Source organism: Caballeronia sordidicola (genome assembly GCF_002220365.1).
Classification (GTDB): domain Bacteria; phylum Pseudomonadota; class Gammaproteobacteria; order Burkholderiales; family Burkholderiaceae; genus Caballeronia; species Caballeronia sordidicola_C.
This window is the reverse complement of the sequence record NZ_MTHB01000123.1, coordinates 107,368-125,115: the sequence shown is the minus strand read 5'-3', so window position 1 is coordinate 125,115 and position 17,748 is coordinate 107,368. Positions and strand designations below refer to the sequence as shown.

Sequence of the window (17,748 nt, the reverse complement as noted above, 5' to 3'; positions counted from 1 at the left end):
GCATATCAAGGCCCTTCGGACTGCACATTCACATCCATGCGTGGTGCGACAGGGCGTGTGAGCGGCGCCAATGATTGCAAAGGCTGCGCACGCGCGTTGATGACAATCGGGCTTGGCTCGTTGTCGTGAATCATTGCGCGCACGCGCGGATAGATATGGCGCTCCCAACGCTTGCCATTGAACACGCCATAGTGGCCGACACCTGTTTGCACATGGTGGGTCTTCATGTAGGGGCGCAATTTGTTGCACAGTTCCTGCGCGGCAAGCGTCTGGCCGACCGCGCAGATATCGTCGCGCTCGCCTTCAACGGTGAGCAGCGCGGTCCGCCGGATCAATGACGGATCAACGTGGCGCCCGCGTACTTCCAGTTCATGCAGCGGCAATGCATGCTGTTGAAAGATGGTGTCGACGGTCTCGAGATAAAACTCGGCCGTTAAATCCATGGTCGCGAAGTATTCTTCATAGAATACGCGGATGGCCTCGGCCTTCGCGGGGTCGCCCTTGGCGCGCTGATACACCATGTCTTCGAACGCGTCGAAATGACGTGTCGGATTCATCGACATGAATGCCATCAGTTGGGTGTGGCCGGGATAAACGCGCCGGCCTGCGCCCGCAAAACCCCACGGCACGGCACTGATCAGGTTCCGCTCGAACCATTCAAGCGGTTTGCTCTTCGCCAGCACGTTCACCGAAGTCGGATTGATACGCGTGTCGATAGGCCCGGCCATCAGCGTCATGCTGGCGGGTTGCAGCGGATGATCGTCTGCGGCCATCAGCGACACCGCCGCGAGAGTGGCAACGGTCGGCTGGCAGACCGCCAGCACGTGGGTGTTGGGTCCTAGCGCGACGATAAAGTCAATCACATGCTGGACGTATTCATCAAAGCCAAAGCGGCCCTGCGCCAGCGAGACGTCGCGAGGGTTGATCCAGTCGGTGATGTAGACGTCGTGGTCAGGCAGCAGGGTGCGCACCGTGCCGCGCAGGAGCGTGGCGAAGTGGCCGGACATGGGTGCGATCACAAGCACCCGTGGCTGTTTAGGTCCGCCTTCCTTCGCAAAATGCAGCAACGAACAGAATGGCGTGGCGAACGTGATCTCCTCGGCCACGAGTACGCTCTTGCCGTCCATCTCCACCGAGTCGATAGCGAATGGGCGCCGGCTATGCGTGAGTGCTGACAGTCCCAGCAGATCGCATGTGGCTCGCAGTGACCGGCCTTGAGGTGTATCGGCGAGAAACGGCCACGCATCGAGCGCGTGATGGACCAGTGCCGCGCCGTGGCGCATTGGCAGCGTAAGGTCTGCCATTGCCTGATAGCCGGAGTATGCGAATGGGTTCATCGCCTTTCGCTTGAGCGCGTATTGTCGAGTCGTACAAAACAACGCAATACATATGCCAACGTGCAGCGTCGGCATGAGGGCGGTTAAAAGTGGCACATCCCTTGCAGCATTCCTGAACGCGCACTGGACATGCCGTCTTTTGGTGCGTGTCTGCACTGCGCCGCGAATTTGGGCGCGCGTGTTTCGCCTGAACCGCCGAGGAGCATCAGATGACGAAAGCAACGCTCACTATCAGCAGCAAAAATTATTCGTCGTGGTCGCTGCGAGGCTGGCTGCTCACCAAGTTCAGCGGGCTGCCGTTCGAAGAGTTCGTGATGCCCATGGACGATCCCGGCGCGCGCGCCGAATTGCTGCTGCTCTCGCCATCCATTCTCGTTCCGTGTCTGGTCCATGATGGCATCAAGGTATGGGACACACTCGCGATTGCGGAATACCTGAACGAAGTGCGCCCGAAAGCCGGATTGCTGCCTGCTGACCGGCGCTTGCGCGCGCACTGTCGTTCTATTTGCGGAGAAATGCATTCAGGCTTCGCTTCGTTGCGCTCGGCGTTGCCCATGAATATCAAAGCGCACTTTCCGAACTTCACGATCTGGGCACGCGCGCAGACGGATATCGAACGAGTGACGGCGATTTGGATCGAATGCCTCAAGCAATACGAAGGCCCCTATTTGTTCGGCAGCTTGAGCGCTGCCGATGCGATGTTCGCACCGGTCGTTACGCGCTTTGTTACTTACGACGTCAAGCTCGAGCCGGAGATTGTCGAGTATGCGCAGCGCATTCTCGCCTTGCCGGAGATGCAGCAGTGGATAGCGGATGCGCAGGAGGAGGTCGAGGAGATCGACGAGCTGGATGCCGAGTTTTAAGGCCCGCTTAGCTTGCCAGTTTCCTGAAGGTTTCCAGCACGGCGTCACTTTTGAACGGCTTGACGATCCAGCGCTTTACGCCGGCTGCCTTGCCCCGCTCTTTCATGGCCGGGCTGCTTTCCGTGGTCAGCATGATGACATTGACCGTGGTATTCACGAGCTCGCTGGATCTTCTCGACCACGGTCAGGGGCGTCCATGTCGGGCATATTGACGTCATTTTTGTGGGTTACGGGCTCACGCGTCTTTACGACTCGGTTTCTTGGTGGAGTGCGACCACGATGCAGCGTCTGGGGGGCAACGAGGCCATCATCCATAAGTGCCTCGCACACACGCCAAAGGGCGAGCATTCGGGCAACTCGACGAAGCTCGCCCGCATTTATATGCGCCACGACTACGAAACGCAAATCTGCGACGCGTGGAACCGGCTCGGCGCGCACCTTGAACAGGTTATGGCGGCGGGCAATGCGATTTCAATGCCGTTTTCGCTGGCGAAGGCCGCATAGCCCAGCGGCACCGTGCCCGCTCGACGGCGAACGGCGCGTTGGTGCCGTCCCTACTGCGCTTGGGTCAGACATACCTCGCGATACGCCTCGCCCGTTTTGGCCGGTGAGAGGCGGCGCATGACGCTGTCGGTGTACACGTTATGTATGAGCATCAGGATGGCAGGCAGGTTGTTGTCCGAGAACGACTTGATCGCCTGTCCTGTCATTTGGTTTTCGGGCGTGCCCGCGTCACGTTGTATTGCGGTCAATGTGGCGATCCTCCCCAAGCCGACGCATATGCCTGCACTGATTGCGTCAACCCGGGCGTATGCACAGACCGGCGTGACAAGCATGAGAACGCTCAGGACGATGCGTCCCATGGTTAGTCTTGGCGATAACGGCGATCGAGCCAGGAGGATTGCCGCAATCTTACCCCGTGACGACGAACGCGACTTCACAGCGAATGACCCAGATCGCCGCTTGGTAGCGGCGTGGCGGCCTGTTTAGCGGCTTCGCGTGCGGCTTTCGGCAAGGGTGGAGGACTCGCGTCGTTGCTCGGCGGCGTCACGCGCGTCTTCTCAATAAACATGCGGTTCGGCAAAACAAAGCCTTTCAACACGAGCAATTCCAGCGGACCCTTGCCGATGTCAGTGCGCATGAAATAGCTGAGCGGATAAGTCAGGTTCGCGGGCGCAGCGATAAGCGGTGCTTGCGTGACGAGGCTATCGAGTGACGCATGGCCGGGCGATGCGTCATCCGCCGAACCGCTCCAATCGTCCGCGGCGTGATGGGACGACGTTCGCGCGTTCGATGCGGGGACTGAAAATGCCGCTATTCGCGTCATGCTTGTATCGGGCGCGGCCTGCCACGTAAGCTGAAACGTGGCGCTGTCGATTGGTTCGACTTTGGCACGTTCGAGCATCCGGATCAGCGCCCAGCGACCCGCGAATTCGAAATTCTTGCTCGTGCCCGCTGTTTCGGTTTGCCATTGCAACCGCGTGCCGGCGACTTGCGGGTCGTTCGATGGCCACTGCAAACCTTGCCATCGTTCGCGCTGGTTGAAGTAGTGCAATTTCTGCGCATCAATGGTCAGCAACGTGTCGGTGATGCCCGGTGTCGGAATCGGCTTGAAGTCGAATCGATACTGCGGCTCACCCTGCGGCATTAAATGCCCCGCAACGCGTTGCAGCGTGTTCACGGCCTTCAGGAACACCGGATCGAATTGCAATGCGCCGCCGCGCGTGTTTAATTCCACCCATTGATCGCCCTGCAATTCCAGCACGCCCGCGAGCTGCACACTGAGAAACGACGAGATCAATCCGCCTTGCGGTTGAAGGAATCGGGCGAGTTCAGGAATCGATGCATCGTTGTCCGTGTCGTTGAACGGATAACGCCCCGCAAACGACTTGTTCCAGTTGGCGACGATGGATTGCCGCCACGCGTCGTTCAGGCTCGCCTGTGCCGGTTGCAGCACGATGTGAGTGGCCTGTGCGACGGGGCGAACGAAGAGCGCATCGCCCATGCCCGACCACTGCGCGCCGAGGCTTGCCGCGATCAGGTGCGCGTAGGCTTGCGTATCGGCAAGTTCCGAACCTTTGCCCTGGAAGAGCGCTTGCGCGAGTTGGCGCGCTTGAGCGTCGCCATCGATGCCGTTGCTCAGTTGCTGTAGCTTCAGCCGCAATGCAGTGACGCGTTCGAGATAGCGTTGCAGGCTGACATCGCTGGCGGATGCGTTGGCCTTGGTTGTCGACGTCTCACTGACCTGTCCGATCATGCGAAGCACCGGGCCGAACGAGGACGAAAGCGGTCCCGCGTCGTTGGCAACGGCTGCTTGTGGATCGTCTTTCTTACCGAACATGTTCTGCGCTTTAGCAACCAATGTGTCCGACAACGACGCCTGACGTATGCCCGCGTTGCCTTGATAGTCGATCGATTTCATCAACGCGATGACAGGCGACTGACGCGCGTCGGCGAGCAGTTTCATCTGTTCGATGGCAGCCGGAATGTTCGGCGCGGCTTGCCATTGCAACGCATTCATGAAGCCTTGCCAGTGCTCGGCGTAGTCGTTGAAATACTGCGTGGTGAGCGACTGTTCAAGGGCGTCTGTTGATGTGGCAGGTGGCGCTTGATCTGCGGTGTTAGCCAGCACCCAGTCACGCGTCACATCGCGGCTCTTGGCGGCTTCGGTGATGGCCGCTGCGACATAACCTTCGTACGCTTGCCGCGTGTAGACGCCCGGCACCGTGACGGTGGAACGCACGAGGCCGCGCGTATCGGTGCCCGTAGTCAGCGATGCCAGCGTCTGGTCGGGGTACTTGTTGCCCACACCGGCCAGCACGCTTTGATAGACGGTATCTTCCGAATTGCGCACGCCAATGACTGACAGCAGCGTTTGGCGCGATGCGTTCACGAGTTCAGCGCGCGGCTGGATGCGCCATGCATTGTGGGCCTTCAGGTGTTGCGCGTAAAACCCCAGCAGCCGTTCCGAAATATCCAGCTTCGCGCCGATGGAAACGTTCGCAGTCGTGGACCAGTAACGCATCAGTTGCGGCGTGATGAGACCGGCATCGACACGGTTCGGCTCCGCCAACATCAGGTAGGTTTTAAGCGCCTTGTGGCCGTCCTGAGCGGCTGCATTGGCGTGGTCATCGAGGGCATCGGTGGGCATCTGGCTCAGGTCGACCAGCGCGGCTTCGAGGTTCTGCTGAATCGGCGTCACTAACAAAGATTTGCTGGCTTCGCCATATGGCTTCCACAGCGCGGCCAGAATCGCCGTGTCCTGATTCAGCCCGAAGCGCGACCACAACGGCGGCTGATGCGCGACGCGCTCTTCATAGGGGCCAAGCTTCTGCTGCAACGCGAGCAAGGCTTGCAGACGTGCAGCGGGATCGGGCGCGGTCTTTAGCGCCTGAATCGTACTGCGTGCTTCAACGAGGTCACGTCCGTTCGTCATGCCCGACACGACCATGCCCGCGATCCACAAGCCAATGATGCACAGCCCGATAGTCGAAAACACCGTTACGGGATGCCCGTTCATGCGCCGCCCTTGCGCCTTGCGCGAGATCATGGCGAGGTGAGTCCAGAGCGGCAGATCGGCTGCGGTGAGCGCGCTAGGATCGGCTTCGTCATCCGCCGAATCAATCGCCACCGGATACGGCGCGAAGAACGCACCGCTTACCCACTGATGCCGGTCTTGGCGATTTGACAGCGATGCGATCAACGCAGCCAGCGGCGCACTGCGTGCATCGAGTCTTTGCGATAGTTGATTGCTGTACCGGTCTTTAAAGCTTCGAATCAACTGTTCAACGCTCATATGGCCGATCCGACTGCGCAACGTGAGCAGCGTTGATTCAACTGCGCCTTCGTTAGCGTCGGGCGCGAATTCACAGCCGAGTAATGCCGTGCGGCCATCGTTGAATTCATCGGTCTGCGCGACATCCAGCACATAAACTGGTGCGGACCAATGCAGCACGTCAGCGATACGCGCAAGGATCACACCATTTGCATTGCTGCCGCGTCGCGGCAACGACGTGTCCGCGTCGCCGTCGAGCGTCAGGATCACCGCATCGACCGGGCGGCGACGCCGCAGCTTGTACACCTCGTGAAGCCATGTCTCGTCCGGTCGTCCGTCCGTGTCGGGTTTGCCCCATAGCAATAGCGCGTGGCCGGTGCTCAGCCATCCGTGTTTTACCAACTCGGGCATGAGCCGCGTAACAACGGCTTCGTCGCCGGCGATCAGCAACCGGGCTTGACGACGCAGCGGACGGTCTCGCAACGCGAACTTGAGGCTATCAAGATTCGATGCCGTTTGTTTCCCGAGCGAATGCGCCTCGTCCTCGTCGAATTGATCGGGCGCGGCGTCGGTGTTCAGAGCCTTACGGGGTGCTGTGTCATGAGGTGCAGCGCCACGCGTCAGCGCGTTCCACCCGCTCGCGATAGGACCGCGAAACCCGATCAGGAGCGCGCAGACGATGCCGATCAGCGCAACCATCGCGCCGCGCTCGGATATCAGTGACGCGGTCTGCGTGCCGCCGAAATACGCCGCCGATGCCACGAGCGCACCGACTGCCATAACCATAGCGGCGTATTTCACGCTGAAGCGGATAGTCATTTAATGATTCACTTTATTCTTTAGGGTTCGGCTCACGGAGATATCGATCACTGCACCTGACATATCAGCGGACTTCATTGGCGAAGGCTCGCGATGTTCGCTTGAGCGTCCATATTTCAGCGCCGATTTGAACGACGACCAGCACCGGAATGGCCGCAATCATGGCGATCTTGAGCGTGTCGCTCAGGCCGTCGGGTAGCAGAATAAAGAACAGGCACGCGACAAACGCGATGACCATCGCCAGAAACGGCCAGGAAAAATAGTGGATCGGCGGGTGCGCGGGCCTCAGCACCGGAGCCGGATTCGATGCCACCAGATTCCATGCCACACCGCTCGCGTGTGGGACCGCGATGAGTTGCGCGCCTTGTCCGTGCTGAACCATCTCGGCGGCGAGCGCTTGAGCAAGCCAGCGGTTCGCCGGGCCTCCTTTACCAATCGCCTTGTCGATGTCGTGATGCTCGACCTTCAGTGCGGAGTCTTTCACGGCGGCATCTACCGCGTGTGCCGTGATCTTGTTCAGGTGGCTCGACCAGAAGTGGCGGAGTTTATCGACGGGCGTTTGCTCGGCGCGTAACAGCGTTCCTAATGCGTGCTCTGCGGTGCTGAAATCGGCGGTGATCGGCCTGAATATCGATGCCTGCGGCTTGATCTTCGTGCGCGCGGCAAACTTCGAGGTGGTCAACAACAAGGCGACGGCCACTTCGGAAAACTTGGGCGTCACGTCCGGGGAATGCAATTGACATGCAATGACGATCCGGCACTCGGGCGGGCGCACGGCGAACCACGGACCGGTCAGCGGCGATGCGGCATCGGGCGCGAGCCACTGGAACGTGGGTGTATGCGGCAGTTCAAAACGGTCCCATGCTGCGCGTAGATGGACGATATCGTTCTCGCGTTCGGTCTGATAGACGATTTCCATTTTGTCCGCCCGTTTCATGCGGGTGAGCGCTGGAATAAGCGGCGTAAGCAGTTGATCGAAAACCGACTGAAGTCGTGCGCCGCCTTGGCGTGTCGCGGGTTCCGACAGCAGCAGCGCTTTACCGGGATTGTCCGGAAGCGTTCCCTCAAGCTTGAGCATGCGCTCGGCGAGATCGGGCTCAGGCGAAAGCACAACGCTATCGACCACAACGACCCGCGTCTGCGCCCATAAGCGCCAGCCTGTCATGTGCTCTTCGGTCAGATAATTCCACCACACGGCGCGGTTCTGATCTTGCAGGTACGCAAAGAATAGTGCGCCGCACGCGCCCAGCCAAAAAAGCCAGGGAATCACGATAAGGCCCATCAGGAACTCCGGCACCATGACGGGCTGCCCCTTGGGCCACGTGTAGACACGTAGCGCCGCGCCTATCGCTTGAATAACACCGAAAAGCACCACTAGCAGCCAGACCGGTGGCGCGAGCGCGTCAGCTTGACGCGGTACGCTGGATAACGACCATCGCCGGTTCATGCGATCGACACGCCCGGATTGCGCGCAATGACGATGCTCCCGCATTGCGTGCGACAGCCATCGACCACAAGGCGGCGGCCCTGATCGCTGAAGCCCGGGCCATCTTCGATAATCGGGTTGTCGCCGTGCTCAGGGCACGACACGATATCGCCCTTGACGGCGGCTTTGCGCCCGTTCAGATTGAACGACGAGGAGGCGGACTTGACCTTGCCGCCGTGACTTGTATCATCGCCTTCGCAGACTGGCTTTTTCATGGGTTCTCGCAGTGTGTCTTAGTTATGCTTGATTGCTGATTACGGCGTTTTCGGCTGTCCGGCCGAGCGGATAGACGCGTCGCAGGTGAAGCGGTCTTGGCCCGAAGGCGTATGCAAGCTTGGTAAAACGTCCGGTCTTTTTGATGCCATGAAGCTGCTACCTTTCACGCCAGCAGGATATGGCTGGCTGAGATTGATATCTTTGATCAGTGCGTATTCCATTACGCCAACATCGTTTCCATTTTCTCTGGCTACGTAGAAGCCACGATTAGTTACTGCGATCGTGAACTTTTCCGAATCCTCGGACGGCCTAGAGCTGTACTTCATATAGTCAAGCCAGCGAAACGTGCGGCCGCTATCGGTGGAGTAGGCAAGATGGTTGGTGCAGCCTCGGTCGCCGCACGAAGAGTTTCTCGCCGTAGGAAGAACCACGTTCATTCCCGAGGGGTCATCGATTACCAAGCGTCCTCGATAATCCGTTGGCTCGCCCTTCCATACTTTTTGATGAATACTCAGCCGGGTGTCGTTGTAATAATTGTCGCCAAAGCAGCGGTCGTAGTTTTCCAGCGTCACGAACCGGTGGTCATCAATGCGGTAGGTCACTTGGATTGGTGCGTTCGGGTCCGGCTTAAGGGTGTAGGAGCTACCGGTGCGACTATATGCGGCGCGTTGAGCAACGGTCATGTCCTCATAGTCAGTCTGACATCCGACCAGCGTTAGAGCCGCGATCAACAGGCTCGCAGGTGCAAGGCATTTCATGCTCATCGCCATATTCGCGCTCATTGAAGTGTCGTCACGTTGGGCGCGCGAAGAGACGCATCGCAGCTGTAGTGGTCTTGGCCGGAAGGCGTATGTACCCCGGACATAAACGTTGGCCTACTCGACGCACTGAAACCATCGCCCTCGATTCCAGGCGGATAGGGTTTGCTTATGTCGATACCGGAAACCAACGGATATTGCATCACATAAGCATTGTTTAGAATTTGCTCAATCACGTACAACTTGTTCGAGGCCACCGCAATCGTGAATTTTTCGGAATCCTCGGATGGCCTGGAGCTGTGTTGCTTATAGTCAAGCCAGCGAAACGTGCGACCGCTATCGGTTGAATAAGCGAACGATTCTTTGCAGCCGCGATCACCGCAGGTTGTGTTGCTGTTGGTTGGGAAAACGATATTCATGCCGGATGGGTCATCGATAACCAGGCGGCCGCGATAGTTGATCGTTTTGCCCGTCCAGACTTTTTGATGGATCGCAAGACTCGTGTCGTTGTAGTAATTATCTCCATAACAACGGTCGTAGTTCTCCAGCGATAGAAACCGATGATCATCAATTCGGTAGGTGACTTGTATCGGCGCGTTCGGGTCCTGTTTGTAGGCGTCGAAGTTCCCAGTGCGACTATATGCGGCGTGTTGAGCCGCGTTCATGTCCTCGTAGTCAGTCTGACATCCGGCCAGCGTGAGAGCCGCGATCAACAGGCTCGCAGGTGCAAGGCATTTCATGCTCATCGCCATATTCGCGCTCATTGAGGTGTCGTCAGGTTGGGCGCGCGAAGAGACGCATCGCAGGTGTAGTGGTCTTGGCCGGAAGGCGTGTGCAAGCTTGGTAAAACGTCTGGTCTTTTGGATGCCATAAAGCTTTCGTCGTGCACACCCGCTGGATAAGGTCGACTTAGATCGATCCCGCTCATGAGCGGGTATTTGCTGACCGTATAGTCTCCGCCATATACCCTCTTTTGAAAAACATAGATCCCATCGTTTGCTGCTGCGATCGTGAATTTTTCGGAATCTTCGGACGGCCTGAAACTGTATTTCATATAGTCAAGCCAGCGAAACGTGCGGCCGCTGTCGGTCGAGTAGGCAAAAAGGTTTGTGCAGCCCCGATCCCCACATAAAGAGTTCCTCGCCGTGGGAAGAACCACGTTCATACCCGAGGGATCAGCGATTACCAAGCGTCCTCGATAGTCCGTTGGTTCGCCAGTCCAGATCTTTTCGTGTATTCCTCGCTGTGTGTCGTTGTAGTAGTTATCGCCGTAGCAACGGTCGTAGTTTTCCAGCGTCACGAAACGATGTTCATCAATGCGGTATGTCACTTGGACTGGTGCGTTCGGGTCCGGTTTGTAGGTGTAGAGGTTTCCGGTGCGACTATATGCTGCGTGCTGAGCCGCTGTCATGTCCTCATAGTCCGTCTGACATCCGGCCAGCGTTAGAGCCGCGATCAACAGGCTCGCAGGGGCAAGGCGTTTCATACCCATCGCCATATTCGCGCTCATTGAGATGTCGTCACGTTGGGCGCACGAAGAGACGCATCGCAGATGTAGTGGTCTTGGCCGGAAGGCGTGTGCAAGCTCGGTAAAACGTCCGGCCTTTTGGATGCCATGAAACTTTCGTCGTGCACACCCGCCGGATAAGGTCGACTTAAATCGATCCCGCTTATAAGCGGGTATTTGCTGACCGTATAGTCTCCGCCATATACCCTTTTTTGAAAAACATAGATCCCGTCGTTTGCTGCTGCGATCGTGAATTTTTCGGAATCTTCGGACGGCCTAGAACTGTATTGCTTATAGTCAATCCAACGAAACGTGCGGCCGCTGTCGGTCGAGTACGCAAAATAGCTAGTACATCCCCGATCACCGCACGAGGTATTTTCGGCGGTCGGAAGCACGATATTCAATCCCGATGGATCATCAATTATGAGACGCCCACGATAGCCCGTTGGATCTCCCGTCCAGACTTTTTGATGGATCACAAGACGCGTGTCGTTGAAGTAATTGTCGCCGTAGCAACGGTCGTAGTTTTCCAGCGATAAAAACCGATGGTCATCAATTCGGTAGGTCACTTGGATCGGCGCGTTCGGGTCCGGCTTCAAGGTGTAGACGTTTCCGGTGCCGCTATATGCGGCGTGTTGAGCCGCTGTCATGTCCTCATAGTCAGTCTGACATCCGGCCAACGTTAGAGCCGCAATCAGCAGGCTCGCAGGTGCGAGGCATTTCACACCCATCGGCATATTCGCGCTCATTGAGGTGTCGTCACGTTGGGCGCGCAAAGAGACGCATCGCAGGTGTAGTGGTCTTGGCCGGAGGGCGTACGCAGCCCCTCGGGGAGCAATTTCTTGTTGGCTGCCCATGCACTATCCGAATGCAATCCTGGCGGATATGGCTTGTTCAGTTCAATCTGGGAGGCAAGAGGCAGCTTCGTCACGTGTGTGTCGTATTGGGGTTTATCGGCAATATAAAGTGCGTCTTTGGTTACGACGATCGTGTACTTTTCCGAAGCCTCAGAAGGCGTACTGGCGTATTTCATATAGTCAAGCCAACGAAAGGTGCGGCCGCTGTCGGTCGAGTACGCAAAATAGCTAGTGCATCCCCGATCACCGCACGAGGTGTTTTCGGCGGTCGGAAGCACGATATTCAATCCCGACGGATCATCAATTACGATGCGCCCACGATAGCCCGTTGGATCTCCCGTCCAGACCTTTTGATGAATTCCTAGCTTGGTGTTGTTGAAGTAATTATCGCCGTAGCAACGGTCGTAGTTTTCCAGCGATAAAAACCGATGGTCATCAATTCGGTAGGTCACTTGGATCGGCGCGTTCGGGTCCGGATTCAAGGTATAGAAGTTTCCGGTGCTGCTATATGCTGCGCGTTGAGCCGCGATCATGTCCTCATAGTCAACCTGACATCCGGCCAGCGTTAGAGCCGCGATCAACAGGCTCGCTGGTGCAATTCGCTTCATGCTCCACCCCATTTTTGTCTTTCTTGATCAGCTTTAGTCACCACTTCGGCAACTGTTTCGGAGTCGATCTGCGATGGTGCCGGCGGCATTGTCAATTCGCCTTCCCTGTAATAAGCATCGTTTGTTTGTGTCCAGTCAGCGTCACGGATCAGGCCGTACCAAAATCCATCGGGCGTTTCATATGCATCGCAAAAGCCGATTGGCAGGTCGTATGCCGCCACGCGGCTCATAAACACCTGATGCATAGGGAGCGTGCTGTGATTCGTTGGCATCGGTTGATACATCGCGATCCGCTCACGCCGCTCGTCCTCAGTTTCCAGCTCGCGACGTTTGCCGGAATTCGCATACACGTCTTGTCGCTCCATCCATAGCTGACGGTCATAGATCGAGTCTAGGAACGTGTAACAGGGATCTTTGTAGGCTCCATCGGAGTCCTTGGCGCTCAACATGTCCTGGACGCGGCGAGACTCGTCAAAATACGCCTGCCGAGGGTTTTTACCCTTTACCGTCACGACGAACTTTTCGACCGGCTTGGACATCTCGTCAGCCGTGATCGGATTCGGCACCTTCTCCGCATTGATCGTCACCTTCTGCCCCCACTTGGGCACGGCCCATAGCTGCGTCCCGAGTAAGGTGCGATTGCCATTCCAGAAGCTATTCGGATTGACGCCGGGTTCCGGGTCAGGAATGGGCGGCAACGTGCCGAAATTCTGCACGCCCGGCTCATCGCCGCACGGCGTGCCGCGTGCCAGCATGCGCTGCTTGACGGTATCGCCCAGTTCCGCAAGCAACTTGTCGTCTATGCCCTGCCAACCGATGCTCTGGAGCGGCGCGGAACCCATCACCCGGTCATGCGGATTGAAGTAGACATACATGCGTCCGTGGTTGTCCCGCTCGGATATGCCGTTGTCCGTCGCCAGGTCGGGACGCCAAAGATGCATGTCTTCCGTCGCGCCAACGTGCAACTGTTGCAGTTCGTCGGCGGTGAAGACGTGCTTGTCCTCCTTGATGCGCTGGGCGATAGCCTTGAATGTGCGCAAGCGAGCGCCCGTGGTGGGCCGTTCATTGCCACAGGTGAGCGCGTCAGTGAGCTTGTCTTCCAGCGCGAACGGCGAATTCATCACAATGAGGGCGTCCGGCGCGCGAGTCTCGCACAACGCTGTTGCCGCCATGGCGACCATCGTGCCCTGGCTGTGGGACATGATCGTAATGGTGTCGCGTGGCGAGTTGTTACGGATATCGTCTATTAGTTTCGCGAGCCGTTGGGCCGCGTGCGCGTTGTAGTTGCGCGGCGGCGCATCGTGCAGTTCGCGGTCCCATTCGGTATTGAACGCCTGAAGATCGATGCCCGCGACATCTCGGCAGAAACCTTTTTCGCTCCACAACTGCTGGAGATTGTTCGTCCCGTTCTGAAACGGACCACCGCCCCAGAACCACGGGTCCCGGTCACCTTCTTGTTGTTTCCAGAAATCCGCGCCTGCGGTATTGCGAAGCGGAACGCGCCACTTCGTATCCGTCCTGCTTTTCGCTCGGTAGCCCCAATAAAAACGAATGACAGGGGAATTCCCAGGTTTATCGCGTTCGAGCTTACGCTTTATCAGGTGTCCATCTTCATGGGTGCGATAGGTGTTCGGTTGGAGGTCATTCCGATTCAACCGCTTATTCAACCCGTCGCACAACGCCTGCTCTGCCGCGTCATACCATTCACCCTCGGAATTGACGCCATGCACGAAGATAATGACCCCCGGCAAATGCGGCGTAATCTGAGCCTCGGCGCGTACCTCAAAACTCTTAGGCGTATGAAACGACTCCCAATACATCCTCCCAAATGCATCGCGTTGCATTGGCACAATACGAGTAGCGTGCTTATGCTGGTATCGCTTGGCTGTCGGCTTCGGTTCAGTGGCATTAGCATCCGTTTCAGCGCCTTGAGGTCCTGCGGACTGGTTTGAATCGTCACTCATGTCAACCTTTTTTGAATGGAGAAAGCAGCTTCATGCCTTGCGCAATATCGGCCTTCGAGAGCAACGTTTCACCGTCGTCGCCGGTCACGCCTTCAACGATTTTTCCGTCTGCAAGCTGTATCTTGTAGGGACGCTTGACGAGCGGACGCCCGGTCACTGTGTCGCTGAGGGTGAACATCTCGTCATGGTGAACGTCCAGTTGCTCGAACTTCGGCAAAGGCAACGACAGGCCGCCCGGGCCCATCAATACCACCTCAGTGAAATGCAGAAACAGCTTCCCCGCACCACCCATATGAACGTCGTCGGCAAGGACCTTTGAATACGCCGTGCCACCGCCGCCCAAGACCACACCATTGGCCGCGTTCGCGGTGAGCGTGCCTTCGGCGCTGGTCAGGTGCATGTCCTTCGCGGCCACCATTTCAATCGCGTCTGACTGCGCCTGAATCAGCACTTTCCCGCGCGCCGCGAACAATTTGATGCCGAGCTTGTGGGCAAAAAGCGACAACACATCGCCAGCTGCAATCGCTACATTGCGAAGCGCGCTCATGCCAATGCCTGTGCTGGCCGTCACGTTCACATCTTTGCCGGCAGCAATGGAAAGACGGTCTGGCGTTGCCAGCGCAATCCCCCCTGGCGCGGACAGCACCATGACCGCCTGCTTCAACTCGGCAACGCTATCTTTAAGCCACTGGCTTTCAGCCTTCAGCGCGGCGATCTCGGCCTTCGCTACCGCCGCAGCATCAGCCAGCCCTTGCGCCTGCGCATTCGATACCTGCAACTGCCCCATTGCCGGACTCATTTCGAGCTGTTTGCCCTGCGCCTTGGCCTGTAAATCAGCGGAAAGAAAGAGTCCCTTGCCCGCCCGGACGCTGCCTTTATCGTCCGTGCGCAGTTCGAAGCCGCCTCCGCGCTCCTCACGCCGGGCATTGACCATGTGGCCCAGCGTCAATTGCGACTTGCCGTACTCGGTCGCCACCTTGACGTGTTCCTGTCCCTCCCAATCCTCCATCCGAACCTTGTTATTGCTTTGCGTGCGCAACACGTTGCGCGACATCCACCGATCCTGACTGGTAATCAGGTCGGTCTGCAGGCTCGTATGATGGAAATGCGAGATATAGAGCTTGTTCGGGTCGCCGTCCCGCGCCTGAATCACAGCTTCCGTCCCATCAATCGCAGGGAAGTGAAAGCCGGTTTGCAACGCGCCCGCGAAGGGCTTGGCCAAACGCAGCGGCACACTTTCCCCGCCCGGATTCCACGGGTCCCAGTCAAGATCGAGCCGAATAATGTAGTGGCCGTCTTTCGTGACAAACGCGTACTTATATTTTTTGGGCGAAGTCACGCGCGCGCTGAGCGAGCCCACGACTTTGGGCCACATATGTTCTTCGAGTTTCAGGCGAAAGCGACGATCCGATGGAATCGATTTATAGGCGTTTTGATAGCTCTTGCCACGACCGCCGCTATGCCAGACTTCGATGATGACTTGCCCGCTGGGCGCATCGGCCAGTTCTTCATCAATACGCAGAATACGACCAGGGCGCAGTTCAAGCACCGTACTTTCGCCTTCATACACCACCTGCCACGCAATCGCCGCCTCGTGGCGCAACTGCGCTTCCCACTGCGCGCCCGTCTGGCTCAGATGGCTTGTGCCGTACACGTATGACTGACCATATGTCGTTGTGTCCTCATACGCGATGTTCGCTTCGTCCTTGAACCGCTCCCACGCTTTGAGCGGGTTGTAATCGGCAACCATGAACGACTGCTGCACGGTTTGCGCATGCGTCTGAAGCGCGAACACAGCTTCGACACCCGACTCAAGTCCCGCCTTCTCGCGGTACGGCACTTTCAGTTCAGGCAAATAGACGTAGTGATCGATGTCATCGCCGAATACGATCTCATCGCCGTATTTGCCTTGCTCGACATAGAAAAAAATTCCTTCCTGCTGCATCACCACATGGATGTAGTCGAAGTCGGATATCTGGTATTGCATGCGGAACGCATGTTCCGGATAAGTGCGGCGCAGTCTGAAGTGGTACTGATGCCCGAGAAACCCGTGCTTCAGCAGGATCGCTTCGATGATCTGAGGTGCGGTGACATGCTGGAAGGTACGGCTCGCGAGCGTCAGACGCAAACGCCCGATATACGCTTCGATAACGAACGTATAGAGGCTGAAATCTTTGGTCTTCTTGACTTTAATAAAGTGTGTGATGACGCCGCAATATCTGCGTGGCTCGACGCCGTCTTCGGGGGCAATAATGAAGTTCGCGCCGCGCCCGAGATAGTGCGCGCGGATCAGGGCATCGGGGTGCGTGACTTCAACCGTGATGCTGTATGGCTCGCTCATGCCCTCGTGCGCGCGGTAGAACACGACGGACAGGTCCTTCGCGCTCGCCGTGCCCGGCACTTCGATCGTGTAGGCTTGCCGTCCGGTGACCAGCTTGCCACTAGGGGGTTCTTGTTGACTTCGCTGAAAAGCGCCTTGCATCGTTGTTCGGCCCTCGGTTGTGCGAACCGCTGCGACGAGTCAGAGGCCGCGCGGCCAACTTTGAAATAGTTGTGAGGTTGGTTGCTGAAATAGAACACGTTAACGGATGACCGGTCTCTTGTGAACGGGAACAGGGAATTTTTGTGAAGGATGCTTATTTAGGAGTTATCCTAAAAAACATTGATGTACTGCGTGTTATAAGCCGCAAGATTGCGTCGGCGTCGATCGATTCATCGCTCAGACAGCCACGCGTTGCGCGCGGTTGTCCATTCGTTTTTACGGCTTTAGGGTGGCGTTGCGCCATCACCGGCAGGTCTGCCGAACCAGCGGTGCCCGGCCCGTTCTGAGCAGCTCCTGACGCGCCCGTTAGCGCCTGCCATGTCGAACCGGCGCGGCCCATCCGAGTAATCAAATCCTGAATCTCGCCCAGGGGATAAAAGACCTGTTTTGGGCCGTACTTGACGCCATGCGGAAAGCCGTTTTCGCGGACGTTTTTAGTCCAGCAGCTTCTCGACATCGGGATGTAGTAAAGCATCTGGTCGATGCGCAACAGCTTCGTGCGCGGAAGCTCGAACAAGTCCGGTGGCGGTATATTGGGCGGGTCACCTCGGACTTTTGTCATGGTTGATCCTTTGCAGGTTTCACGGCACATCTCAGATAAACGTAATTGCGACGGCGACCCGGATCGCGGCCTCGGTGCAGCAGAAAGGGCAAGCTCGATCGCGAACACGAGCGCGACGTCGAAACGGCGAGCGCGCGCGGCCATGACGACTCATGCCGGACGACCTTGCTCCGGCTCGCTTGTCTGCGACCTGGCGCCGGTTTCGCTAAAGGGAGTCATTCCGGGAGTCATTTGCCATCGATCGTCTCCACAATATTCGCGTGCTTAATTGACGCGGGTTTATCGAGTTCTTCGGCCCGCGCTTTAAAGATGGTGGACAACTCGTCGCGGTGCGCGTCGCTTGCGACATAGCGGATGAAGTCGCCCGCCGTATCCAGTTCATCCATCATGTGCGCCCGCTGGTTACCTTCGCGCATCTGCGCATAGGTGGCGACGATTTCACTGGTTTGGGGAT

General features: G+C 57.6%; 16 protein-coding genes and 1 pseudogene. 2 read left to right on the top strand and 15 right to left on the bottom strand.

The features are described 5' to 3' along the window. Positions 1-5 precede the first annotated feature (5 nt). A complete protein-coding gene (locus BSU04_RS20255; RefSeq protein ID WP_089162356.1) occupies positions 6-1,337 on the bottom strand; it encodes a polyhydroxyalkanoate depolymerase in 1,332 nt (443 codons plus the stop codon). A 209-nt stretch (positions 1,338-1,546) separates the two neighbouring features. Between BSU04_RS20255 and BSU04_RS20250 the strand changes: the two genes are divergently transcribed. After that, entirely contained in the window at positions 1,547-2,200 is a 654-nt protein-coding gene (locus BSU04_RS20250; protein ID WP_089162304.1) for a glutathione S-transferase family protein, read from the top strand. A 7-nt stretch (positions 2,201-2,207) separates the two neighbouring features. On the opposite strand, the pseudogene BSU04_RS46500 reads toward BSU04_RS20250, so the two are convergent. Beyond that, a pseudogene (locus tag BSU04_RS46500) lies at positions 2,208-2,419 on the bottom strand (response regulator); the annotation flags it as partial. Between the two features lie 60 nt (positions 2,420-2,479). On the opposite strand from BSU04_RS46500, the gene BSU04_RS46495 reads away from it, so the two are divergent. Further along, entirely contained in the window at positions 2,480-2,704 is a 225-nt protein-coding gene (locus BSU04_RS46495; RefSeq protein WP_179258377.1) for a hypothetical protein, read from the top strand. A 50-nt stretch (positions 2,705-2,754) separates the two neighbouring features. On the opposite strand, the gene BSU04_RS20240 is transcribed toward BSU04_RS46495, so the two are convergent. From BSU04_RS20240 to BSU04_RS46490, 13 genes are all read right to left on the bottom strand, one after another. Next, the gene (locus BSU04_RS20240; RefSeq protein WP_089162303.1) at positions 2,755-3,063 is read right to left on the bottom strand and encodes a hypothetical protein; all 309 of its coding nucleotides are present in this window, start codon (positions 3,061-3,063) and stop codon (positions 2,755-2,757) included. A 74-nt stretch (positions 3,064-3,137) separates the two neighbouring features. Beyond that, entirely contained in the window at positions 3,138-6,794 is a 3,657-nt protein-coding gene (locus tag BSU04_RS20235) for an ImcF-related family protein (protein WP_179258376.1), read from the bottom strand. 64 nt (positions 6,795-6,858) lie between these two features. Continuing rightward, on the bottom strand, positions 6,859-8,241 hold the full coding sequence (locus tag BSU04_RS20230; protein ID WP_089162302.1) for a hypothetical protein: 1,383 nt from the start codon (positions 8,239-8,241) through the stop codon (positions 6,859-6,861). Next, on the bottom strand, positions 8,238-8,495 hold the full coding sequence (locus BSU04_RS20225; RefSeq protein ID WP_089162301.1) for a PAAR domain-containing protein: 258 nt from the start codon (positions 8,493-8,495) through the stop codon (positions 8,238-8,240). Before BSU04_RS20225 ends, BSU04_RS20230 begins: the two co-directional genes overlap by 4 nt. Before the next feature lie 39 nt (positions 8,496-8,534). After that, positions 8,535-9,278, bottom strand: coding sequence for a T6SS immunity protein Tli3 family protein (locus BSU04_RS20220; RefSeq protein WP_144021294.1), 744 nt, complete (start codon positions 9,276-9,278; stop codon positions 8,535-8,537). Continuing rightward, on the bottom strand, positions 9,275-10,018 hold the full coding sequence (locus tag BSU04_RS20215) for a T6SS immunity protein Tli3 family protein (protein WP_144021293.1): 744 nt from the start codon (positions 10,016-10,018) through the stop codon (positions 9,275-9,277). The genes BSU04_RS20220 and BSU04_RS20215 overlap by 4 nt, the downstream gene beginning before the upstream one ends. Next, complete coding sequence (locus tag BSU04_RS20210; RefSeq protein WP_144021292.1) at positions 10,015-10,740, bottom strand: T6SS immunity protein Tli3 family protein; 726 nt, start codon at positions 10,738-10,740, stop codon at positions 10,015-10,017. Before BSU04_RS20210 ends, BSU04_RS20215 begins: the two co-directional genes overlap by 4 nt. A gap of 20 nt (positions 10,741-10,760) precedes the next feature. Then, complete coding sequence (locus BSU04_RS20205) at positions 10,761-11,510, bottom strand: T6SS immunity protein Tli3 family protein (RefSeq protein WP_144021291.1); 750 nt, start codon at positions 11,508-11,510, stop codon at positions 10,761-10,763. Further along, positions 11,507-12,226, bottom strand: a complete 720-nt coding sequence (locus BSU04_RS20200) for a T6SS immunity protein Tli3 family protein (RefSeq protein ID WP_089162296.1) — start codon at positions 12,224-12,226, stop codon at positions 11,507-11,509. The genes BSU04_RS20205 and BSU04_RS20200 overlap by 4 nt, the downstream gene beginning before the upstream one ends. Next, positions 12,223-14,190, bottom strand: a complete 1,968-nt coding sequence (locus BSU04_RS20195; RefSeq protein WP_089162295.1) for a T6SS effector phospholipase Tle3 domain-containing protein — start codon at positions 14,188-14,190, stop codon at positions 12,223-12,225. Before BSU04_RS20195 ends, BSU04_RS20200 begins: the two co-directional genes overlap by 4 nt. Position 14,191: 1 nt before the next feature. After that, on the bottom strand, positions 14,192-16,672 hold the full coding sequence (locus BSU04_RS20190; protein ID WP_089162294.1) for a type VI secretion system Vgr family protein: 2,481 nt from the start codon (positions 16,670-16,672) through the stop codon (positions 14,192-14,194). Positions 16,673-16,826: 154 nt separating this feature from the next. Further along, positions 16,827-17,438, bottom strand: coding sequence for a helix-turn-helix transcriptional regulator (locus BSU04_RS20185; RefSeq protein ID WP_089162293.1), 612 nt, complete (start codon positions 17,436-17,438; stop codon positions 16,827-16,829). An 83-nt stretch (positions 17,439-17,521) separates the two neighbouring features. Next, positions 17,522-17,683, bottom strand: coding sequence for a hypothetical protein (locus BSU04_RS46490; RefSeq protein WP_179258375.1), 162 nt, complete (start codon positions 17,681-17,683; stop codon positions 17,522-17,524). Positions 17,684-17,748 lie beyond the last annotated feature (65 nt).